This is a genomic window from Sphingomonas phyllosphaerae 5.2 (assembly GCF_000419605.1).
GTDB classification, from domain to species: Bacteria; Pseudomonadota; Alphaproteobacteria; order Sphingomonadales; family Sphingomonadaceae; genus Sphingomonas; species Sphingomonas phyllosphaerae_B.
Genome location: NZ_ATTI01000001.1, coordinates 1,844,207 through 1,865,845 on the forward strand (window position 1 = coordinate 1,844,207; position 21,639 = coordinate 1,865,845).

A 21,639-nucleotide genomic window follows, 5' to 3' on the forward strand; every position below is an offset into this window, starting at 1 on the left:
AAGCGACAACTTTCCGCTGTCCTCCCCGGGCGATCTTTGCCACGACCGGCAGCGTGAGGGAGGCTCTCGATGCACAAGTGGTTTATCGCCGCCGCGCTGGCGACGACGGGGTTTGCGGCCGTGGGTGAGGCGCAAACGCCGCCGCTGTCGCTGGAGCGGGTGTTCGCCGCGCCCGACCTTGCCGGGCCGCAGCCGCGCGCGCTGAAGCTGTCGCCGGACGGCGCCCTGCTTACCTTCCTGCGGGCGCGCGCCGACGACAAGGACCGGCTCGACCTGTGGGCCCGCGACACGCGGACCGGTGCGGAACGGATGCTGGTCGACAGCCTGAAGATCGGCACCGGCGCCGCGCTGTCGGAGGCGGAGAAGATGCAGCGCGAGCGGGCGCGGATCGGCGCGCTGAAGGGCATCGTCGCCTATGATTGGGCCGCGGACGGGCGCAGCCTGCTCGTGCCGCTCGACGGCGACCTTTATCTGGCGACGATCGACGGGCAGGCGCGCCGGATCACCGACGTGCCCGGCGGCGTGCTCAACGCCAATGTCTCCCCGCGCGGCGGCTTCGTCAGCTATGTGCGCGACCAGAACGTCTGGGTGCAGCCGCTGGCCGGCGGCGCAGCGCGCGCGCTGACCGGCGAGGGGCGCGACACCGTGCACTTCGGCGAGGCGGAATTCGTCGCGCAGGAGGAGATGCACCGCACCGACGGTTACTGGTGGAGCCCCGACGATCGCTACCTCGCGGTCGAGCGGTTCGACGAAGCGCCGGTGAAGGTCTTCACCCGCGCCGCGATCGGCGCGACGGGCACGAACATCTACGAGCAACGCTATCCCGCGGCCGGCACGCCGAACGTGCTGGTCGACCTGTACGTGATGCGCGCCGACGGATCGGGCAAGGTGAAGGTGGATCTCGGCGGTGATCCCGACATCTATCTGGCGCGGGTCGACTGGCTGCCCGATGGGTCGGCGTTGCTGGTGCAGCGCGAGAACCGCGCGCAGACAAAGATCGACGTGCTGCGCGTCGACCCCGCGACCGGCAAGTCGACGATCCTCTTCACCGAGAATGCGCGCGCGAAGAGCTGGATCAACCTTTCCGACAGCTATCGCCTGATGGAGGATGGCAGCCTGTTGTGGCGATCGGAGCGCGATGGCTTCGCGCATCTGTGGCGGCTGAAGGACGGGCGCTGGACGCAGCTGACCAAGGGCGCTTGGGTCGTGACCGGGCTGGTCGCGGTCGACGAGCCGAAGGGGCGCGTCTATTTCCTCGCCAACAAGGACGACGTGCTGGAGCAGCACCTCTACGCGCTGGACCTGAAACGCGGGGCGATCACGCGCCTGACCGAGCGCGGCTGGTACAACAGCGTCACTGCGGACGGCACGGCGCAGCACTTCCTGGTGACGCGATCGAACCCGGCGCAGCCGCCGCAGACCTATCTGGCCGATGCGGACGGCAAGCGCGTGGCGTGGATCAACGAAAATCGCGTCGAGGGGGCACACCCCTATGCGCCGTACCTGTCCGCGCACCGGCCGATGCAATACGGCACGATCAAGGCCGCCGACGGCAGCACCGACCTATATTGGCAGATGGTCACGCCGAAGCTGGAGCCGGGCAAGCGTTATCCGGTGTTCTTCCAGCATTATGGCGGACCGGGATCGCAGGGCGTCGCGCGCAACTGGAAGAACCCGCTGATCCAGCATCTGGTCGGGAAAGGCTGGATCTATTTCGAGCTCGACAATCGCGGCTCGCCGAACCGCGGCGTCGATTTCGAAAGCGCGATCTGGCACGCGATGGGAACGGTGGAAGTCGCCGACCAGCGCAAGGGCGCGGACTACCTCAAGACGCTGGCGTTCGTCGATCCGGCGCGCGTCGCGACCTTCGGCTGGTCGTACGGCGGCTACATGTCGCTCAAGATGATCGAGGCCGACCAGCGCGTCTATGCCGCGGCGGTGTCGGGCGCGCCGGTCAGCGACTGGCACCTGTACGACACGCATTACACCGAGCGCTACATGGGCGATCCGCGGGTCGACGGTGTCGCCTATGACGCATCGCGCGCGGTGATCGATCCGAAGAAGATCGTCATGCCGCTGCTGCTGATGCACGGCATGGCCGACGATAACGTGTTCCTCGACAATTCCACGAAGGTCGCTGCCGAACTGCAGGCCGCGAACATGCCGTTCGACATGATGCTGTATCCCGGCAAGACCCATTCGGCGTCGCGCGACATCCACGTGTGGACGACGATCGAGCGCTTCCTGGAACAGCATGTCGGCAGCGGCGCGAAGTAGAGCTTGCTGGCTTTTCGAAAATTGCGGCGCTACGGCGCGGTCGCGACATGAAACGATAGCGCCGCGGTGGCGGCGCGTGGAAGGACGGATATGGGTTACCGGGTAGTGGTGGCGGGGGCCACGGGCAACGTCGGACGCGAGATGGTCAACATCCTGGCCGAGCGGCAATTCCCGGCCGACGAGATCGCGGTGCTGGCCTCGTCGCGGTCCGTGGGTGACCAGATTGAATATGGCGACACCGGCCGGATGCTCAAGATCCAGAACATCGAGCATTTCGACCCCGCCGGCTGGGACATCGCGCTGTTCGCGATCGGCAGCGAGGCGACCGCTATCTATGCGCCCAGGTTCGCCGCGGCCGGCTGCACCGTGATCGACAATTCGTCGCTCTACCGCATGGACCCGGATGTGCCGCTGGTCGTGCCGGAGGTGAATCCGGAGGCGATCGACGGCTATCGGGCCAGGAACATCATCGCCAACCCGAATTGCTCGACGGCGCAGATGGTGGTCGCGCTCAAGCCGCTGCACGACGCCGCGACGATCAAGCGCGTGGTGGTCGCGACGTACCAGTCGGTGTCGGGCGCTGGCAAGATCGGCATGGACGAACTGTTCGAGCAGAGCCGCAACATCTTCGTCGGCGATCCGGCCGAACCGAAGAAGTTCACCAAGCAGATCGCGTTCAACGTGATCCCGCATATCGACAGCTTCCTGGACGACGGCTCGACCAAGGAAGAGTGGAAGATGGTGGTCGAGACCAAGAAGATCCTCGGTACGAAGATCAAGGTGACCGCGACCTGCGTGCGCGTGCCCGTCTTCGTGGGCCATTCCGAGGCGTTGAACGTCGAGTTCGAGAACGAGATCTCCGCGGAACAGGCGCAGCATATCCTGCGCGAGGCGCCGGGGGTGATGCTGATCGACAAGCGCGAGGACGGGGGATACATCACCCCGATCGAGAGCGCCGGCGACGACGCCACGTACGTCAGCCGCGTGCGTGAGGATCCCACCGTCGAGAACGGGCTGGCGCTGTGGTGCGTCAGCGACAACCTTCGCAAGGGCGCGGCGCTGAACGCAGTGCAGATCGCCGAATTGCTCGGGCGGCGACACCTGAAGAAGGCCGACGATATCGGCGACGACGACCTGCGCGCGGTGTTGACCGCCGATTGATCGTCGATGCGGGTGTTGCGGGGCGATCCACCGGATCGCCCCGCGACCCCGCGGCGAGCGTCGCGCTCAATAGCCCCGGTAGCGCCCCGGCCTATGCCACGCGATCAGGATGCCGCTGACCGCCGCCGACGACACCGCCGACCAGCCGACCCGCTCGGGGGGGAGGAACGCGAGCGCGGCCAGCAGGATCAGCGCGTCGATCGCCAGTTGCGTCCGCCCCGCATTCCAGCCGCGCCTTTTCTGCAGCCACAACGTCACCACACCGGTCCCGCCGATGCCGGCGTGGTGCCGCGCGAGCGCCAGCGCGCCGAACCCGATCACCGATCCGCCCGCCAGCGCTGCGAACGCGGGATCGATATGCGCGATCGTCAGCCCCAGCCGGGTCCACGTACCCAGCCCGGCGACGCCCAGCCCGACGGCGACGGTGCGCAGCGTGAAGCGCCGCCCCATCGCCTTCCACGCCAGCCACATGAAGGGCAGGTTGATGAGCGTGAAGAGCACGCCGGTCGGTAACGGCACGGCATAGGAGATCAGCAGCGCGATTCCCGCGGTGCCGCCGGTCACCAGCCCTGCGGCGTGGAGCAGCGCAAGGCCGAGCACGACCAGAATGCAGCCGAGCGTCAGGGCGTACGCATCCTCGACCGCCGAATGCGGGATGACTTGATCGTGGTTCACGGCCGCTCCCCTATCGACAGGACGATCTTGCTGCAATGCAGCAGCGGTGGACGCCGCTGTGTCTGCACGGTAACCCGGCGCGCATGGCCCGCATGATGACCGGAGGCTGCCAATGCGGCAGCGTGCGCTACAGCGTCGAGGTCTCCGACGACGACGCGTATCTCTGCCACTGCCGGATGTGCCAGCGCGCGACCGGCGGCGTCTTCGCCGCGCTGAAGCAGGTGCCGCGCGCCGCAGTGGCGTGGACGACGCGCGAACCCGACCGCCGCGCATCGTCGGAGATCGCGGTGCGCGGCTTCTGCGCCGTGTGCGGTACGCCGCTTACCTACGAAGGGCACGGCTCCGACCAGCTCGACCTGACGGTCGGCAGTTTCGACGACGCCGGTCGCCTGCGCCCGGTCGGACATTTCGGCGTCGAGAGCCGGCACGAGGGCTGGCGCGACACGCGCGACCTGCCGGACAAGCGCACCGACGAACTCCCCAATATCGTCAGCAAATGGATAAACCTGCGTGGCAAGCTCCCCGACTGAAACGCGCTTTTTCGACAGCTTCGATGGCCAGCGGATCGCGTGGCGCGAGCTGGGCGAAGGGCGGCCGGTGGTGCTGATCCACGGCTTCTTCTCCAATGCGCAGACCAACTGGATCAAATACGGCCATGCCGCCGCGATCGCCGCGGCCGGCTTCCGCGTCATCATGCCAGACCTGCGCGCGCACGGCGAAAGTGCGCGGCCGCATGACGCCGCCGCCTATCCGCCCGACGCGCTCGCCCGTGACGGGCACGCACTGGTCGCGCACCTGGGGCTTACGGACTATGATCTTGGCGGCTACTCGCTGGGTGCGCGCACCACGGTGCGGATGCTGGCGACCGGCGCGGCGCCGCGGCGCGTGGTAATCGCGGGCATGGGGCTGGACGGGATCACGCGCGTCGATCGCCGCGCCGGGCATTTTCGCAACATCCTGACCAATCTAGGCCGGCACGAGCGCGGGAGCCCGGAATGGATGGCAGAGGCGTTCCTGAAGACCACTGGCGGTGATCCGGTCGCACTGCTGGGAATCATCGACACGTTCGTGGGCACGCCCGGGGCGGTGCTCGATACGATCGTGCAGCCGGTATTGGTGGCGAGTGGCAAGGACGACGACGACAACGGCTCGGCACCGGCGCTGGCCGATGCTTTGCCGCAGGCGCGCTACGTCGAGGTGCCCGGCAACCACATGAGCGCCGTGACGAAGCCGGAGCTCGGCCACGCGATTGCGGGGTTCCTCGCGGGATAAGCGGCCCGGCGAGTGGAGAAGGAAGTGACGGGTGGGACCAGGTGACAATGCCTGACCCCAAATCGTTGCCGGCTAGTCGCGCACGGACCGGCGTTCGCTCGTCGTGCCCGGCGTAATCCGGGACGCCGCCACAGGTCGGATAACGTGAGGTCGGACGAGGTGACCGGCATTTCGAGCAAGGCGAAGCAATCCGGGGCGTCCTGATCCGGCTCTGGATTGTTTCGCCACGCTCATATCGATGGCCTGGGTCGGACCCGTGTCACCCGACCCACGCATGTCACCCGCGATTCCGAAGCGATCACGCCTTGTCGGGGATCGTGTTCTCGTCGGCGATGCCTGCCTCGAACGACTTGGACGAATCCTTGCCGTCGGGCTGGTGCGCCCTGGCGTCCTTGGGAGCGGGCAGGCGCGGCGACTTCGGGGTCGAGCTGCGCAACGTCAGCAGTGCCGCAGTCGCCGCCGCTCCAATCGCTGCGACGCCGCCCGCGATTGCCGCCGCGCCCCACTTGCCACCGACCTTATCGATCGCCGTATCGCCACGCGAGGCCGGCTTGCGGGTAGCAGGCGTGCGCGATTTCGCTGGCGTGGACCGCGTGCGCTTCGCCGCCGGCTTCTTGGCCGGCGCCGCGCTGGGCTCCGCCGCCTTGGTCGCCTTCGTCTTGATCGCGCGCGGGGTTGCGGCCTTCGGAGCGGCGGCCTTGCGCGGCGCGCGGCGGCGCGGCGTGGCGGGCTTGGACGCTGCGGGCGTGGGCGTTTCGCTGGAATCGTCGGCCATGATCTGCTCCCGTATCGATGATTTCGGAAGCGCAACGCACGGACGGCGTGGTGTTTCCAAATCGGTCAGCGAAACGGCGGCTCGTTGAAGGCGCGCAGCTTGCGGCTGTGCAGCTTTGCGCCCTCGCGACGCAGCTCTTCACACGTCTCGATTCCGATCCGCATATGCTCGCTGATCGCGCGTTCGTAGAAGCGATTGGCCTGGCCCGGCAGCTTCAATTCGCCGTGCAGCGGCTTGTCCGAGACGCACAGCAACGTCCCATAGGGTACGCGAAAGCGGTAGCCTTGCGCCGCGATCGTCGCCGATTCCATGTCGATCGCGACGGCGCGGCTCAACGAAAAGCGCAACGCCGAGCGCGCATAACGCAGCTCCCAATTGCGATCGTCGGTGGTCACGATCGTGCCGGTCCGCAGCCGCCGCTTCAATTCGTCGCCGGTTTGCCCGGATACCGTCTCGGCGGCACGCGCCAGCGCCTGCTGGACCTCGGCGATCGCCGGAACCGGGATCTCGGGGGGCAGCATGTCGTCGAGCACATGATCGTCGCGCAGATAAGCGTGTGCGAGGACATAGTCGCCGATCCGCTGCGACGGACGCAAACCGCCGCAATGGCCGATCATCACCCACGCCTCGGGCCGCATCACCGCGAGATGGTCGCAGATCGTCTTGGCGTTCGAGGGACCGACGCCGATGTTGACGAGCGTGATGCCGGTGCGGTCGTCGGCCATCAGGTGATAGGCCGGCATCTGCAACCGCCGCCACGCGCTGTCGTCCAGTATCGCGGGATCGTCCCCGGCCGTGAAAAGCACGCCACCCGGGCCAGAGAGCGCGGTAAAGCGCCCGCCATCCGTCACCTGCTGCGCGCCCCAGCGGACGAATTCGTCGACGTAGCGATGATAGTTGGTGAACAGCACGTAACGCTGGACATGCTCGGGCGGGGTGCCGGTATAGTGCCGCAGCCGCGCCAGGCTGAAGTCGGTGCGCAACCCGTCGAACAGCGCCAGCGGGCGCGTGCCGTCGATCGACGCCCACAACCCGTCGGCGATCTCGTCGCCAATGAAGGCGAGCTCGGTCGTCGGAAAGAAGCGGGCCAGCTCCGCCGCCGATGTCGCGTCGAGGCTCAGCGCGTGGCCGGCGTCGATGACATAGGGGTAGGGAATTTCCTGCGTACCCGGTACAGCGGATACGTCGACATCGTAATCCTCGATCAGCAGCGTGAGCTGCTCCACGAGATAGTCCGCGAAGACCGCCGGCTTGGTGACGCTGATGCGATATTCGCCGGGGCTGACCAGCCGTCCGAACGACCGCATCGGCGTGGGTCGGCCATCATCGCCCGCAAAGCGCAGGCGGATCTCGGGATAGGCGAAGGCGCCGTCGTTTCGCGCCGCGCGGTCGGGAACGCTACCGTCGGCGATATAGGCGGTGATGGCTGCCTTCAGTCGATCGACGGAGGCGGTGTAGAGCCGGTCGAGTTCCCGGACGAGGTCGTTGGCTGTCATGTCAGACGGTTACATAGTTGGTGTGACCGCGGCAAGTCGCCCCGCCACGCAGGCGGGGCGAGCGCTCGATCACAGCGTGTCGAGCATGTGGTCGGCGGAACTGACCCGGAATTCGCCGGGTTCCTCGACGAACAGCGACTCGACGGTGCCGTCGTTGACGACCATCGCGTAACGCTGGCTGCGGCGGCCCATGCCGAACTTGCTGCCGTCCATGTCGAGCCCGAGCGCGGTGGCGAAATCGCCATTGCCGTCCGCAAGCATCGTCACGCCCTGCGCGTCGCTGGCCTTCGCCCAAGCCTCGAGCACGAAAGGATCGTTGACGGCGGTGCACGCGATCTCGTCGATCCCCCTGGCCTTCAGCGCCTCGGCCTTCTCGACGAATCCCGGCAGGTGCTTGGCGGAGCAAGTGGGCGTGTAGGCGCCCGGCACCGCGAACAGCGCGACGCGGCGACCCTTGAAATAGCTGGCGGTGTCGACCGGCTCGCGCCCGTCGGAGGTGAGCCGGGTGAGGGTTACGGAGGGTAGGGTATCGCCGACGCTGATGGTCATTCTTGTGTCTCCGGTTGAGCCGTGGCGCCTGCGATGACGCGTGCGGCGGAGCATTTCAAGCTTTGGCAAGAGGCGCGCGAACGCCTAGATCACGGGAATGGAGCAAGCGACTTTCATGACGGGGCAATTCCTGCTCGCGATGCCGGGGATCGGCGACGCGCGGTTCGACCATTCGGTGATCGCGATGTGCAGCCACGACGAGCAGGGTGCGCTGGGCGTCGGCGTCGGCGCGATCGTCAACGGGCTGGGGCTGCATGAGGTGCTGGAGCAGCTGGAGATCGCGCCGGGCGCGGCGCCCGACGCGCCGGTGCATTTCGGCGGACCGGTGGAGCCTCGGCGCGGATTCGTGCTGCATACCGGCGACTGGGGCGGGCAGGACACGATCGACGTTGCGGGGCGCTGGCGCCTTTCGGGCACCCTCGACGTGCTGCGCGCGATCGCATCCGGCAAGGGGCCGTCGCGCTGGCTGGTGGCGCTCGGCTATGTCGGCTGGGGGCCGGGGCAGCTGGAGGGCGAACTGACGCGGCACGGCTGGCTGAACGTGCCCGACACGCCCGACATGCTGTTCGACACGCCGGTGGAGGAACGCTGGACGCGCGGTTTCGTCGCCGCGGGGGTCGATCCGCGGCTGCTGTCGACGCAGAGCGGACACAGCTGAGCCAGGCAGCGTCGCAAATCACATATAAAGATACCTTTATATTTGATCCCGGCGGTCATCGCGGCTAAGGCTCGCGAATGCCGATCGGTGCCGCGCGCCTTGGTCGGCCTCATTGACTGGAGACATCGCCGTGGCAACCGCCCCCGTGATCGAGAAGAACGACTACGTCATCAAGGATATCGGCCTGGCCGCTTTCGGCCGCGCGGAAATCGCGATCGCCGAGACCGAAATGCCGGGCCTGATGGCGCTGCGCGACGAATTCGGTGCAGCGCAGCCGTTGAAGGGCGCGCGCATTACCGGCTCGCTGCACATGACCATCCAGACCGCGGTGCTGATCGAGACGCTGACCGCGCTGGGCGCCGACGTGCGCTGGGCGACCTGCAACATCTTCTCGACGCAGGATCACGCTGCGGCGGCGATCGCGGCGGCGGGTATCCCGGTGTTCGCGGTGAAGGGCGAGACGCTCGCCGATTACTGGGACTATGTCGGCGACATCTTCAACTGGGGTGCCGACACGGACGGCCAGACCGCCAACATCATTCTCGACGACGGCGGCGACGCGACGATGTTCGCGCTGTGGGGCGCCAAGCTTGAGGCAGGCGCGACCTTCGGTGAGCCGGAGAACGAGGAAGAGGTCGAGTTCCAGCGTTCGGTCAAGGCGTTCATCGCGAGGTATCCGGGTTACCTGACCGAGACGGTCAAGAACCTGAAGGGCGTGTCGGAAGAGACCACCACCGGCGTCCACCGCCTGTACGAGATCGCGAAGAAGGGCGAGCTGCCGTTCCCCGCGATCAACGTCAACGATTCGGTCACCAAGTCGAAGTTCGACAATCTGTACGGCTGCAAGGAGTCGCTGGTCGACGCGATCCGTCGCGCCACCGACGTGATGCTGGCCGGCAAGGTCGCCTGCGTCGCGGGCTTCGGTGACGTCGGCAAGGGTTCGGCACAGTCGCTCCGCAACGGCGGCGCGCGCGTGCTGGTCACCGAGATCGACCCGATCTGCGCATTGCAGGCGGCGATGGAGGGCTTCGAGGTCGTGACGATGGACGAGGCGGTGAAGCGCGCGGACATCTTCTGCACCGCGACCGGCAACGCCGACGTCATCACCGCCGATCACATGAAGGCGATGAAGCCGATGGCGATCGTCTGCAACATCGGCCACTTCGACAGCGAGATCCAGATCGCGGCGCTCAGCAACTACGAGTGGTCGGAAGTGAAGCCGGGCACGGACCTGGTGAAGTTCCCGGACGGCAAGCAGATCATCATCCTGGCCAAGGGCCGGCTGGTGAACCTGGGCTGCGCGACCGGCCACCCGTCGTTCGTGATGTCGGCATCGTTCACCAACCAGACGCTGGCGCAGATCGAACTGTGGACCAAGGCCGAGAACTACAAGAACGAGGTCTACGTCCTGCCCAAGCACCTCGACGAGAAGGTCGCGGCGCTGCACCTCGACAAGCTGGGTGTCCAGCTGTCGAAGCTTTCGGACAAGCAGGCCAAGTACATCGGCGTGCCGGTCGAGGGCCCGTTCAAGCCGGATCACTATCGCTACTGATCGCCGACGATCGGTTCGACGAGCAAGGAGGGCGGGGCCGCAGGCCTCGCCCTTTTTCGTGGGCGGCCGCGGCATGGCTTGCCGGTGCGGGGCGCCGACCCTAGACAGGCAGTCATGCCGCGGATTCGCCTAATTAGATGACCTCGATCGCTCCCGGCATCGCGGTGGCGGTCGGCGCGGTCGTGCTGCTGCTCCTGCTCGCCGGGGTGGTCCTGATCGCACTCGGCTTGCGCGCGCGCGCCGCGGCCGGCGATGCGGTGCGCGAGCGCGCGATGATGGAAACGCTGTTCGCTGCCGCGCCGATGCAGCCGATGGTGGTGCTACCGAACGGCCGGATCGAGATGGCGCGACGCGTGGCCGACTGGCTCGGGTTCAGCGAGATCCCGGCCTACCTCCAGGAGGTAGAGGCTGCGGGTTGGGGGCTCGATTCCGGCGAGGCCCAGGTGTTGTCGGGCGGGCTGGCCGCCTGCCAGCGTTCGGCGCGCAACTTCACCCATACCATCCACGCGCGCGACGGCGGGCGTACGCTGACCGTGCAGGGCGACCGGCGTGGCGATGCAGTGATCCTGTGGTTCTACGATTCGACCGCCAGCGAGGGCGAGATGCGGCGGCTGCGCACCGAATGCCTCGACCTGTCCGACGCGTTCGAGGCGCTGACCGGGCTGGTCGAGGCGGCGCCGCTGCCGATGTGGTACCGCGACACCGACCTGCAACTGGCGATGGTCAACTCGGCCTATGTCACCGCGGTGGAGGGCACCGACGCTGGCGAAGTGGTCGGGCGTGGGCTGGAACTGGTCGACGGGTCGGGGCAGGGCAGCCCGACGGCGGGCGCGGCGATGGCGCGTGACGAGGGGCGCCCGCAGACGCGCGTGCTGCCGGCCACGATCGGCGGCGCGCGCCGCTCGCTCCGCATTCACGATGTGCCGCTGCCGGTCGGCGGAGTGGCGGGCTATGCGATCGATATCGAGGAGCTGGAGCAGAGCCACGCGCGGGAGCGGCGGTTCGCCGAGGCGCAGCGCGCGATGCTCGACCGGCTGTCGGCCGGCGTGGCGCAGTTCGCGCGCGACCGCAGCCTGATCTTCTGCAACCAGCCGTTCCGGCGGATGTTCGCGATGCGGCTGGAATGGCTTGCCGATCGTCCCGAGTTCGACCGCGTGCTGGAACGGATGCGCGAGGCCAATCGCGTGCCCGAAGTGCGCGACTTCCCCGGGTGGAAGGCGGAGCGGCGCGGCTGGTTCGTCGGCGCCGACACCGCGGTCGAGGAAAATTGGCACCTGCCCGGCGGCACGCACCTGCGCGTCGTGGCGCAGCCTATTCCCGACGGCGGGCTGATGGTGTTCTTCGAGGATCGCACGGAGCAGGTGCAACTCGCCAGCGCGCGCGACACGCTGCTGCGCGTCCGCACGGCGACCTTCGACAATCTGTTCGAGGCGCTGGGCGTGTTCTCCGCCGACGGGCGCCTGCAATTGTGGAACAACCGCTTCCGCGCGTTGTGGGACCTCGACGAGGAGTTCCTGACCGGGCATCCGCGCGTCGACGTGATCGCCGAGAAGGTCGCGCCCAAGTTGTCCAATCCTCGCCGCGCCCGCTCGATCGCCGAGCTGGTGCGCGTCGCGACGATGGAGCGCCAGCAGCGCGCGGGGCATATCGCGCTGGCGGACGGGCGGCAGTTCGAGTTTGCGGCGGTGCCGCTGCCCGACGGCAACGCGCTGTTCACGATGCTCGACATCAGCGACAGCCGCGCGATGGAGCAGGCGCTGCGCGACCGAAACGACGCGCTGGAGGCAGCCGACCAGGTGAAGACCGCGTTCGTCGCGAACATGAGCTACGAGTTGCGCACCCCGCTGACGTCGATCAGCGGCTTCGCGGAAATGCTGCACGGCGGCTATGCCGGCGAACTGTCGCCGGACGCGATCGCCTATCTCGATGCGATCCTCGACTCGGTCGACCGGCTGGGGCTGCTCATCGACGACGTGCTCGATCTCACCTCCACCGACAGCGGCGCTCGGCCGCTGGAGCGCGCCGATATCGATGTCGCCGCGGTGGCGCGCGCCGCGTCCGACGCCCTGCGGGCCACCGCCAAGCGTCACCACGTCGACCTCACCATCGAGATCCAGCGCTCCGCCGGGCGACTGACCGGCGACGCACGGCGGATACGCGAAGTGGTCGAGCACCTGCTGCGTCGCGCGATCGGCACCGTGCCCGAAAAGGGCAGCGTGCAGTTGCTGGTCGACGGTAATGCGAAGGGTGCCCGGATCGTGGTGTCGGACAACGGCCCCGGCATGACTCCCGACCAGGGCGCGCGCGCGTTCGACCGGTTCGCGAGCGACGGCATTTCCTCGGCTGGCGAGCGGGCGCTGGGGCTCGGCCTGCCGCTCGCCAAGCAATTCGTCGAGGCGCATGGCGGCACGATCGCGCTGACCAGCACGCCGGAGACGGGCACGATCGTCACGGTGGACCTGCCGCGGCGATGAGGCACGGCGAGGAACGGCTGGCCGACGAAGCGACAACAGCGGCGCTTGGTGCGCGGCTCGCCGCCGTGCTGCGTGCCGGCGACGTGGTGACGCTGACCGGCGGGTTGGGCGCGGGCAAGACCAGCCTGGCGCGCGGTGTGCTGGCGGCGCTGGGCCTGGCGGAGGAGGCACCAAGCCCGACGTTCGCGATCGTCCAGCCCTACGACCTGCCCGAGGTGTCGTTGCCGGTGCTGCACGTCGATCTATACCGGCTCGACGATCCGCGCGACGTCGACGAGCTCGGGCTGGACGAGGCGCGGCGCGATGCCGCCTTGCTGGTCGAATGGCCGGAGCGCGCGGGCGCGGGGCGCTGGCCCGATGCGCTGGCATTCGACCTGGCGATCGCAGCGGACGGCGCGCGTCGCTTGACTTGGCGCGCGCCCGACGCTTGGGACGGGCGATGGCCACGATGACCCCGCCGGCGGATGCGCCCGCCTTTCTCGATGCACATGGATGGCGCGACGCGCGGATCGAGCCGTTGGCGGGGGACGCCTCGTTCCGGCGCTATTTCCGCGTCCATGCCGGCACGCGCCGCGCGATTCTGATGGATGCACCGCCGCCACACGAAGATCCGCGTCCGTTCCTCGCGGTCGCCGGGTGGCTGGTGGAGCGCGACTTCGCGGCGCCGACGGTGCATGCGATCGATCTGGCGCGCGGACTGGTGCTGCTGGAGGATTTCGGCGACGTGCGGCTGCGCGAGACGGTCGACGCCGATCCCGACGCGGCGGTGGCGCTGTACGGCGCGGCGATCGACCTGCTGGTGCGGTTGCGTGCGCAGCCGGCCGGACCGTGGCGCCCCTACGATCGCACCGAATTGCTGCGCGAGGTCGGGCTGCTGACCGAATGGTATGCGCCCGCGATCGGCATCGACGTGGATGCGGCGGGATATCGCGCGGCATGGGACGAGGTGCTGCACCATGCCGAGCCGGCGATCCCGGTGACGGTGCTGCGCGATTACCATGCCGAGAACCTGATGCTGGTCGGTGAGGAACGGGCGCTGGGGCTGCTCGACTTTCAGGACGCGCTGGCCGGGCATCCGGCCTACGACCTCGTCTCGCTTCTGCAGGATGCGCGGCGCGACGTCGATCCTGCGATCGAGGCGATGATGCTGGCACGCTACCGCGACGCCACCGGCGAGGGCGACGACTTCGTACGCGCCTATCACGTGCTGGGCGCGCAGCGGAACGCCAAGATCGTCGGCATCTTCGCCCGGCTGTGGAAGCGCGACGGCAAGCCGCGCTACGCCGCTTTGTGCCCGCGCGTCTGGGCATATCTGGAGCGCGACCTGAGCGAGCCGGCGCTGGCACCGGTCGCGCGCTGGTTCGACGACAACCTGCCGCCGGAATGGCGCGGCGATCCGTTGCGTATCGCCGACGCGCGGCGACAGGCATGACCCGCCTGCGCTACATTCGACCCGATCCGGGCACGCGCGTGCCGCGCACCGCGATGGTGATGGCAGCCGGTATCGGCAAGCGGATGCGCCCGCTGACCGCGACGCGGCCGAAACCGCTGGTCGAGGTGAATGGTCGCACGCTGATCGATCATACGTTCGACCGCCTGCGGGCGGCCGGTGTCGAGCGCGCGGTGGTGAACGTTCATTATCTCGCCGACGCGCTGGAGGCGCATCTCCGCCACCGCGTCCACGGGATCGAGGTGGTCGTTTCCGACGAACGCGCGCAGTTGATGGAGACGGGCGGCGGGCTGGCGCAGGCGCTGCCGCTGCTCGGCGACGAGCCGTTCCTGGTGGTCAACAGCGACAATCTCTGGCTCGACGGCCCGACCGACGCGATCCGCCAGCTCGCCGATCGCTGGGACGATGCTGTCATGGACGCCTTGCTGCTGATGGTGCCCTATGCCCGCGCGCACAATCATAGCGGGCAGGGCGATTTCCATCTCGGCGCGGATGGACGGATCACCGGGCGGCGCAAGCCGGGCCGGGTCGCGCCGTTCGTCTTCACCGGCGTGCAGATCGTGTCGCCGCGGCTGATCCGCGAGTGGCCAGCGGGACCGTTTTCGACCAATCTGTTCTGGAACCGTGCGATCGCGGCCGGGCGCGCGTTCGGGCTGGTGCATCAGGGCCTGTGGTCGGAAGTGAACGTGCCGGCGGCGGTCGCCAAGACCGAGGTGCTGTTCGCCGATGGCTGACGCGTCCGCGGCGCCCGCCGGGCGGGGCTTGCGGCTCTACACGATCCCGGCGCATCGCGCCTTTGCCGACGCGCTGGTCGCCGGGTTGTTGCGGCGGTTTGGCGGTGACCGGCTGGCGCTGGCGCGCGGGCTGGTGCTGGTGCCGAACAATCGCGGCGGGCTCGCGGTGCGCGAGGCGTTCGTGCGCGCGAGCGGCGGCGCGCTGCTGTTGCCGCGGATCGTGGCGCTGGGCGGCGAGGAACTGGATGCGAGTGTCGGCGCGGCGCTGGACCCGGCCGATGCAGTGCCGCCGCTGCCGCCGGCGGTCGACCCGTTGCAGCGGCGGATGATCCTGGCACGACTGGTCGAGGAAGAGCGCGCCGCCGCCGGGCGCCCGGTCGATGCCGCAGAGGCCGTGCGGCTGGCGGGAGAACTGGCGCGCACGCTCGACCAGCTGATCGTGGAGGAAGTGCCGCCCGCACGGCTCGCCGCGATCGATCCGGGCGAAGGATTGTCGGACCATTGGGAAACCGCGCTACGGCTGTTCCGGCTGCTGCTCGATCGCTGGCCGGCTGAGCGCGAGCGGCTCGGCTGCATCGACGCCGCGGAGCGGCGCATCCGGTTGATCGACCGGCAGGCGGCGCGGTGGCGCGATGCGCCGCCGGGCGGGTTCGTGTGCGCGGCGGGGATCACCGATCCGGCGCCGGCGGTGGCGCGGTTGCTGCGGACCGTCGCCGGGCTGCCGCGCGGCATGGTGGTGTTCGCCAATCTCGACCTCACGCTGCCGGGCGAGGAATGGGACGCGCTGGGGCCGCACGACCCCGATCCGGTGACGGGCCTGCGGCGCCGCGCGATCGAGGTGCATCCACAATTCCACCTGAAGCTGCTGCTCGAACGGATCGGCGCGGGCCGTGACGAGGTGTCGCGCTGGACCGCGGCGAGCGAGCATGACGCCACCGCGGCGCGTGGCCGCGCGATCGCCAATGCGCTGGCGCCGGCGCGCTTCACCGCCAAATGGACCGCGCTGGACGCGGCCGACCGGCGGCTGACCGGGGTCAGCGCCGTCGAGCTTGCGACCCCTGCGGAGGAGGCGCAGGCGGTGGCGCTGAAATTGCGCGAGGCGGTGGAGACGCCGGGTCTGACCGCGGCACTGGTCACGCCCGACCGGATGCTGGCGCGGCGCGTGGCGGCGCATTGCCGACGCTGGGGGATCGAGGTCGACGACAGCGCCGGGCGCGCGCTCGCGATCCTGCCGCCGGGGACGTTGCTGACCGCGATCGTCGAGGCGGCGGCGCAGGATTTCGCGCCGATGGCGCTGTTGACCTTGCTGAAGCATCCGTTGGTGCGGGCCGGCGAGGGACGGGGCGAATGGCTGGACGGCGTCCGTCGTCTCGACCGCGCGCTGCGCGGGCCACGGCCGGCGCCGGGGCTGGCGGGGATCGATCGGCATCTCGCCGCAGTGCCCGCCTTTGCGGGGGCTGCCGAATGGTGGCGGGGCGCGCGTACGCTGCTGGAGCCGGTGGCCCGCGGGTTCGGTGCGGAAACTGCGACGCTGACCGGATTGGTGGCGTGCCTGCGCGAGGCGGCGGACCTGCTGGCGGGCGAGGAGGCGTGGCGCGGCCCCGCCGGGCGCGCGGCGGCGGACCTGCTCACCGGGCTGGAGGCGCAGGCGCCGTCGGGACCGCAGGCGATCGCGCCCGGCGGGTTCGCGCCGCTGCTGCGCATGCTGATGGACGAGATCGCCGTCCGGCTGCTGCCGCGTGAACGCCACGCGCGGCTCGCGATCTACGGCCTGATGGAGGCGCGGCTGCAATCGGCCGACCTGATGATCCTGTCCGGGCTGAACGAGGGGACATGGCCGGGGCTGCCCGCACCCGATCCGTGGCTGGCGCCGCGCGTCCGCGCCGAACTGGGATTGCCGGGGCTGGAGCGCGGAATCGGCGTGGCCGCGCACGATTTCGGGCAGGCGCTTGGCGCGCGTGAGGTCGTGTTGACCCGCGCGCGGCGCGATGCGCGCTCGCCGGCGCTCGCCTCGCGTTTCTGGTTGCGGCTGGAGGCGATGACCGGCGAACGCTTTCCGCGCGATGCGACACTGGCGGAATGGGCGCGCGCGCTGGACGGGGCGGCGGTCCCGACACCGGTCGATCGCCCCGCGCCGCTGCCGCGCAAGAGCCTGCGCCCGCGGCAGATCTCGGTGACGGAGGTCGACCGGCTGAAAGCCGATCCGTTCGCCTTCTACGCGCGGCGTATCCTGAAGCTGTCCCCGCTCGATGCGGTCGATGCCGATCCCAGCGCGGCGTGGCGCGGCACCGCGGTGCACGGCGTGCTGGAGGCGTGGGCGCGCGAGGATGCGTGCGATCCCGAGCGGCTGCTGCCGCGTGCGCTGACGCTGCTCGCCGATCCCGCGACCCATCCGCTGCTGCGCGCCTTGTGGCAGCCGCGGCTGATCGCGGCGTTCGAATGGGTCGCGGCACGCACGATCGCCGATCGGGCCGGCGGTCGCGCGGTGCTGGCGGTGGAAGGGCGCGGGACGACCGAGCTTTCGGGAATCGAGCTGACCGGCCGCTTCGATCGCATCGACCGGATGCCCGATGGCGGCCTGGGCATCGTCGATTACAAGACCGGCAAGGCGCCGTCCGTCGCCGCGGTGCGCGGTGGGTTCAACCTGCAACTGGGGCTGCTCGGCGCGATCGCGGAGGCGGGTGGCTTTGCCGGCGTTGCGGGTGCGGCGACCGCTTTCGAATATTGGTCGCTCGCCAAGAAGGGCGATGCGTTCGGCTCAGTCTCCACCCCTGCCGATCCCGGGGGAAAGGGCGGGCGGATCCTGACCGACGACTTCGTTCGCGCCGCGCGCGACAGCTTCGCGGAAGCGGCGGCGCGGTGGCTGACCGGGGAGGAGCCGTTCACCGCCAAGCTGCACCCGGAATTCGCACCCTACGCGGAGTATGACCAGTTGACGCGGCGCGACGAATGGTATGGCCGCGATGCCTGATACCACCCACCTCCGGCATTCCCTTGCAACGCGTCACGCCCGCGCGGGCGGCACTCCGGAACGCATGCCGTGGCGGCTCCGGGGCGGACGACGACGCGTCTGTGTTCGTGCGACCGTCGAACCCACGTGGGACCGCGCATCGTGACTCCGCGTGCGGTCGCCCCGTTGCCGCAGCTCAAGGATGCGCAGCTGCGCGCCAGTCGTCCGGAGGCGCATGTCTGGCTCTCCGCGTCGGCAGGCACCGGCAAGACGCAGGTGCTCGCGGCGCGCGTGTTCCGACTGTTGCTGCGCGATGTAGAACCGGGCGCGATCCTGTGCCTGACCTTCACCAAGGCCGGTGCGGCGGAGATGGCGGCGCGCGTCAATCGTCAGCTCGCGGCGTGGGTGCGGATGCCCGACACCGCGCTCGCCGCCGATCTGGACGCGTTGGGCGAGCGCCCGACACCGGCGTTGATCGCGCGGGCCCGGACCTTGTTCGCGCGCGTCCTCGACGCGCCGGGCGGGGGACTGCGCATCCAGACGATCCACGGCTTCTGCCAGGGCTTGCTCGCCGCCTTTCCGATCGAGGCCGGGCTGGTGCCGGGCTTCCGCCCGATCGAGCCACGCGAGGAAGCGCTGCTGCGACGACAGGCGCTGTCCGACCTGCTGGTGCACGCCGAGCGCGAGGGGCGTGCGCGCCCGGTCGAGACGATCGGCGCGCTCAGCGTCCGGCTGGGCGAGCAGGGCGCAGAGCAGTTTCTTGCCGAATGCGCGCGGGCGCATGACGCGCTGGAGGCGCTGCCCGCCGGCATCGCGCCGTTCGTCCGCACGCAGCTCGGGCTGCCGCTCGGGGACGTTGCCGCGCACATCCATGCCGCGTGCGGCGACGATGCGATCGACCGCGCGACGCTGAACACGATCGCCGCGCTGAACCGCGGCTGGGGCACGAAGAGCGGCATCGAACGCGCCGAGGCGATCGGCGCGTGGCTCGCGGCCGATGTGGAGACGCGCGCAGCGACGCTCGACCGGCTGCACGGCGTCTGGGCGAAGAAGGACGGCGATCCGCTGTCGTTCGCGAAAGGGCGGGCGCCGGTCGATCCGGACTATGCCGACCACGCGATGGCGCTGCACGGCTGGTGCGGCGAGTTGCTGTCGTTGCGCGTGCGCGCCGCCTATGCCGACCGGCTCGGCGCCGCACTGGAAGTCGGTCGCGAATATGCACGCGGCTATGCGGCGGCCAAGCGGCGTGGCGGCGCGGTCGATTTCAACGACCTGATCGATGCGGCGGTGGCGCTGCTGCGGCAGGAGGGGATCGGTGAGTGGATCCGCTACAAGCTCGACCAGATCACCGAACATGTGCTCGTCGACGAGGCGCAGGACACCAACGTCGCGCAATGGACGATCATCCGCGCGCTGGTCGACGAATATTTCGTCGGCCGCGGCGTCTATGCGCCGTCGGTGCGCACCCTGTTCACGGTCGGCGACCTGAAGCAGGCGATCTTCGGGTTCCAGGGCACCGATCCGATCAACTTCCTCGCTGCCGAAAATTATTTCGCCGCGCGCGCCGGCGACGTATCGGGCGACGACATGATGCCGGACGAGGAGCGCGGCCTGCCGTTCGACCGTCTGTCACTGACCGACTCGTTCCGCTCGACCGCGCCGGTGCTGGAGTTCGTCGACCAGGCGATCGCAACGGTCGGGGCGGCCGGGCTGGGCGCGGCGGAGGACATCCCGCCGCACGCCAGCCGCGTCGCCGGCCCGGGAGCAGTCGTGCTGTGGCCGCCGGTTGCTGCGGGCGCCAGCGAAGCGGAGGACGGCGGCGAGGAAGGCTGGATCGACGACGCCGTCCGCGCCAACGCCTCGCGCATCGCGCAGGCGGTGAGGCGCTGGCTGGGGCCGGTCGAGCATGGCGGGCTGATGCTGGAGAGCAAGGGTCGCCGCCTTCGTCCCGAGGACGTCATGATCCTCGTCAAGCGGCGTGGCGAACTGGCGCAACTGCTGGTCGCCCGGCTCTATGCCGAGGGAGTGCCGGTCGCGGGCGTCGACCGGCTGCGGCTGTCCGCGCCGCTGGCGGTGCAGGATCTGCTCGCGGCGGTGCGTTTCGTGTTGCAGCCGGACGACGACCTCAGCCTCGCCAGCCTCCTCGTCTCGCCGTTGATCGGGTGGACGCAGGACGAGTTGATGGAGCGCGCCGTCGAGCGGCAGGGTTCGCTGTGGCGCCACCTTGCGCGCCATCATGCCGCGCATGTCGGTGCCCTGGCCGGACTGCTCGCCAGTGCCGACTTCGACACGCCGTATCGCTTCCTCGAGATGCTCCTGTCCGGCCCGCTCGACGGGCGGCGCAAGCTGCTCGCCCGGCTCGGCGAGGAAGCACGCGACCCGATCGAGGAACTGCTCAACGCCGCACTCGACTTCGAGACCGGCGCGACGCCATCGCTGCAACGCTTCCTCGACTGGTTCGAGCGGGACGAGGTGGAGATCGTCCGTGACGCCGCCGCGCCGCTCGATGCGGTGCGGGTGATGACCGCGCACGGTGCGAAGGGCTTGCAGGCGCCGCTGGTGATCCTCGCGGACGCGACCGCCGACCCCGATGCCTCGCCGCGGTCGACCTTGATGTGGACGCCCGACGGTCTCGACCGCCCCGTGCCCGTGTTCCGCCCCCGCGCCGCCGAGCGTGCCGGCGCGATCGATGCGGCGCTGGCGCAGGTCGAGGAGCGCGAGCGGCAGGAGCATTGGCGGCTGTTCTACGTCGCCGCGACCCGCGCCGAGGAGCGGCTGGTGATCGCCGGTTCGCTGAGCGCCAAATGGCAGGGCGTGCCGCCGGAGGCGAGCTGGTATGCCGCTGCGGCGCGCACCCTCGACGCGCTGGGCGTCGAGGGTGACGACGAACGCGTCTTCATGGGCAAGACCCCGGCCCGGCCGGTCGCGGCGAGGGGCGGGGCGGGCGACGCCGACGACGCGCTGGTCGCGCTCCCCGATTGGGCGCGCCGCCCGGCACCCGAGGATGCGAAGCCGCCGCGCCCGCTCACCCCGTCCTCGGTCGGCGACGATGTGGTCAGCGACGCGCCGCCGGTGCCGGCTGCCCGCGACGCGGCGGAGCGGGGCCGGTTGATGCACGCCTTGTTCGAGCGCCTTCCGCCGCTGTCGCCGGACGCGCGCGTGCCGGCGGCGCGGCGCTGGCTGGGCGCGCGCGGCGTCGCCGATCCCGATGCGGTGATCTGGCCGGTGATGGCGGTGCTGGAGGACCCCGCCTATGCGGCGTTGTTCGGTGCCGATGCGCTGGCGGAGGCGCCGATCGCGGCGACGTTGCCATCGGGGCGCGTCATCTCCGGCACGATCGACCGGCTGCTGGTCGGCGACGGCGTCGTCCGCGCGATCGATTACAAGACCGGCCGCAGCGTGCCGGACGACGTGGCCGGCGTGCCGGACTATCATCTGCGCCAGATGGCCGCTTATCACGCCGCGCTGGAGGTGATCTTCCCCGGCGCGCGCATCGAGGTGGCGTTGCTCTACACGGCCGGGCCGCGGCTGATCGACCTGCCGGGCGCGCTGCTCGACCCGGTCAAGCGCCGCTTCTCCGGCCCGGAGCAAAGCTTGCCCGCCGGTGGTTGAGCGC

At 69.6% G+C, this 21,639-nt stretch carries 16 protein-coding genes; 12 read left to right on the forward strand and 4 right to left on the reverse strand.

The window, feature by feature from the left end; genetic code table 11:
• Positions 1–69: 69 nt before the first annotated feature.
• Both SPHPHY_RS0108635 and SPHPHY_RS19765 read left to right on the forward strand, forming a co-directional pair.
• Positions 70–2,277, forward strand: a complete 2,208-nt coding sequence (locus tag SPHPHY_RS0108635; RefSeq protein WP_022686284.1) for a S9 family peptidase — start codon at positions 70–72, stop codon at positions 2,275–2,277.
• A 90-nt stretch (positions 2,278–2,367) separates the two neighbouring features.
• Positions 2,368–3,438, forward strand: a complete 1,071-nt coding sequence (locus SPHPHY_RS19765) for an aspartate-semialdehyde dehydrogenase (protein ID WP_022686285.1) — start codon at positions 2,368–2,370, stop codon at positions 3,436–3,438.
• A gap of 66 nt (positions 3,439–3,504) precedes the next feature.
• On the opposite strand, the gene SPHPHY_RS0108645 is transcribed toward SPHPHY_RS19765, so the two are convergent.
• Entirely contained in the window at positions 3,505–4,113 is a 609-nt protein-coding gene (locus SPHPHY_RS0108645) for a YitT family protein (RefSeq protein ID WP_022686286.1), read from the reverse strand.
• Between the two features lie 83 nt (positions 4,114–4,196).
• Between SPHPHY_RS0108645 and SPHPHY_RS0108650 the strand changes: the two genes are divergently transcribed.
• Both SPHPHY_RS0108650 and SPHPHY_RS0108655 read left to right on the forward strand, forming a co-directional pair.
• Entirely contained in the window at positions 4,197–4,643 is a 447-nt protein-coding gene (locus tag SPHPHY_RS0108650) for a GFA family protein (protein WP_028056670.1), read from the forward strand.
• Positions 4,624–5,385 (forward strand): alpha/beta fold hydrolase, encoded by a 762-nt coding sequence (locus SPHPHY_RS0108655; RefSeq protein WP_022686288.1) that lies wholly within the window; start codon positions 4,624–4,626, stop codon positions 5,383–5,385. The genes SPHPHY_RS0108650 and SPHPHY_RS0108655 overlap by 20 nt, the downstream gene beginning before the upstream one ends.
• 298 nt (positions 5,386–5,683) lie before the next feature.
• Here the strand turns inward: SPHPHY_RS0108655 and SPHPHY_RS0108660 are convergent, their stop codons facing one another.
• The 3 genes from SPHPHY_RS0108660 to SPHPHY_RS0108670 all read right to left on the reverse strand — a co-directional run bounded on the left by SPHPHY_RS0108660 (position 5,684) and on the right by SPHPHY_RS0108670 (position 8,205).
• The gene (locus tag SPHPHY_RS0108660) at positions 5,684–6,160 is read right to left on the reverse strand and encodes a hypothetical protein (protein ID WP_022686289.1); all 477 of its coding nucleotides are present in this window, start codon (positions 6,158–6,160) and stop codon (positions 5,684–5,686) included.
• Positions 6,161–6,225: 65 nt separating this feature from the next.
• Positions 6,226–7,656 carry an AMP nucleosidase gene (locus tag SPHPHY_RS0108665; protein WP_022686290.1) on the reverse strand — a complete coding sequence of 477 codons (1,431 nt, stop codon included), beginning with the start codon at positions 7,654–7,656 and terminating at the stop codon, positions 6,226–6,228.
• A 69-nt stretch (positions 7,657–7,725) separates the two neighbouring features.
• The gene (locus tag SPHPHY_RS0108670; RefSeq protein WP_022686291.1) at positions 7,726–8,205 is read right to left on the reverse strand and encodes a peroxiredoxin; all 480 of its coding nucleotides are present in this window, start codon (positions 8,203–8,205) and stop codon (positions 7,726–7,728) included.
• A 97-nt stretch (positions 8,206–8,302) separates the two neighbouring features.
• On the opposite strand from SPHPHY_RS0108670, the gene SPHPHY_RS0108675 reads away from it, so the two are divergent.
• From SPHPHY_RS0108675 to addA, 8 genes are all read left to right on the forward strand, one after another.
• Positions 8,303–8,863, forward strand: a complete 561-nt coding sequence (locus tag SPHPHY_RS0108675; protein WP_022686292.1) for a YqgE/AlgH family protein — start codon at positions 8,303–8,305, stop codon at positions 8,861–8,863.
• 124 nt (positions 8,864–8,987) lie between these two features.
• Complete coding sequence (gene ahcY / locus SPHPHY_RS0108680; RefSeq protein WP_419554971.1) at positions 8,988–10,415, forward strand: adenosylhomocysteinase; 1,428 nt, start codon at positions 8,988–8,990, stop codon at positions 10,413–10,415.
• Between the two features lie 137 nt (positions 10,416–10,552).
• On the forward strand, positions 10,553–12,889 hold the full coding sequence (locus SPHPHY_RS0108685; RefSeq protein WP_022686294.1) for a sensor histidine kinase: 2,337 nt from the start codon (positions 10,553–10,555) through the stop codon (positions 12,887–12,889).
• On the forward strand, positions 12,886–13,341 hold the full coding sequence (gene tsaE, locus SPHPHY_RS0108690) for a tRNA (adenosine(37)-N6)-threonylcarbamoyltransferase complex ATPase subunit type 1 TsaE (RefSeq protein ID WP_022686295.1): 456 nt from the start codon (positions 12,886–12,888) through the stop codon (positions 13,339–13,341). Before SPHPHY_RS0108685 ends, tsaE begins: the two co-directional genes overlap by 4 nt.
• The gene (locus SPHPHY_RS0108695) at positions 13,338–14,321 is read left to right on the forward strand and encodes an aminoglycoside phosphotransferase family protein (protein WP_028056672.1); all 984 of its coding nucleotides are present in this window, start codon (positions 13,338–13,340) and stop codon (positions 14,319–14,321) included. Before tsaE ends, SPHPHY_RS0108695 begins: the two co-directional genes overlap by 4 nt.
• On the forward strand, positions 14,318–15,073 hold the full coding sequence (locus SPHPHY_RS0108700; RefSeq protein WP_022686297.1) for a nucleotidyltransferase family protein: 756 nt from the start codon (positions 14,318–14,320) through the stop codon (positions 15,071–15,073). The genes SPHPHY_RS0108695 and SPHPHY_RS0108700 overlap by 4 nt, the downstream gene beginning before the upstream one ends.
• Entirely contained in the window at positions 15,066–18,044 is a 2,979-nt protein-coding gene (gene addB / locus SPHPHY_RS0108705) for a double-strand break repair protein AddB (protein WP_022686298.1), read from the forward strand. The genes SPHPHY_RS0108700 and addB overlap by 8 nt, the downstream gene beginning before the upstream one ends.
• A gap of 126 nt (positions 18,045–18,170) precedes the next feature.
• A complete protein-coding gene (gene addA / locus SPHPHY_RS0108710) occupies positions 18,171–21,635 on the forward strand; it encodes a double-strand break repair helicase AddA (RefSeq protein WP_022686299.1) in 3,465 nt (1,154 codons plus the stop codon).
• Positions 21,636–21,639: the final 4 nt, after the last annotated feature.

What these genes read in the sequence shown, in the direction of transcription:
- SPHPHY_RS0108635 (WP_022686284.1), top strand. Translation starts at nt 70, where the DNA reads ATGCACAAGTGGTTTATCGCCGCCGCGCTGGCGACGACGGGGTTTGCG.
- SPHPHY_RS19765 (WP_022686285.1), top strand. Translation starts at nt 2,368, where the DNA reads ATGGGTTACCGGGTAGTGGTGGCGGGGGCCACGGGCAACGTCGGACGC.
- SPHPHY_RS0108650 (WP_028056670.1), top strand. Translation starts at nt 4,197, where the DNA reads ATGGCCCGCATGATGACCGGAGGCTGCCAATGCGGCAGCGTGCGCTAC.
- SPHPHY_RS0108660 (WP_022686289.1), bottom strand. Translation starts at nt 6,160, where the DNA reads ATGGCCGACGATTCCAGCGAAACGCCCACGCCCGCAGCGTCCAAGCCC.
- SPHPHY_RS0108665 (WP_022686290.1), bottom strand. Translation starts at nt 7,656, where the DNA reads ATGACAGCCAACGACCTCGTCCGGGAACTCGACCGGCTCTACACCGCC.
- SPHPHY_RS0108670 (WP_022686291.1), bottom strand. Translation starts at nt 8,205, where the DNA reads ATGACCATCAGCGTCGGCGATACCCTACCCTCCGTAACCCTCACCCGG.
- SPHPHY_RS0108675 (WP_022686292.1), top strand. Translation starts at nt 8,303, where the DNA reads ATGGAGCAAGCGACTTTCATGACGGGGCAATTCCTGCTCGCGATGCCG.
- SPHPHY_RS0108685 (WP_022686294.1), top strand. Translation starts at nt 10,553, where the DNA reads ATGACCTCGATCGCTCCCGGCATCGCGGTGGCGGTCGGCGCGGTCGTG.
- tsaE (WP_022686295.1), top strand. Translation starts at nt 12,886, where the DNA reads ATGAGGCACGGCGAGGAACGGCTGGCCGACGAAGCGACAACAGCGGCG.
- SPHPHY_RS0108695 (WP_028056672.1), top strand. Translation starts at nt 13,338, where the DNA reads ATGACCCCGCCGGCGGATGCGCCCGCCTTTCTCGATGCACATGGATGG.
- SPHPHY_RS0108700 (WP_022686297.1), top strand. Translation starts at nt 14,318, where the DNA reads ATGACCCGCCTGCGCTACATTCGACCCGATCCGGGCACGCGCGTGCCG.
- addB (WP_022686298.1), top strand. Translation starts at nt 15,066, where the DNA reads ATGGCTGACGCGTCCGCGGCGCCCGCCGGGCGGGGCTTGCGGCTCTAC.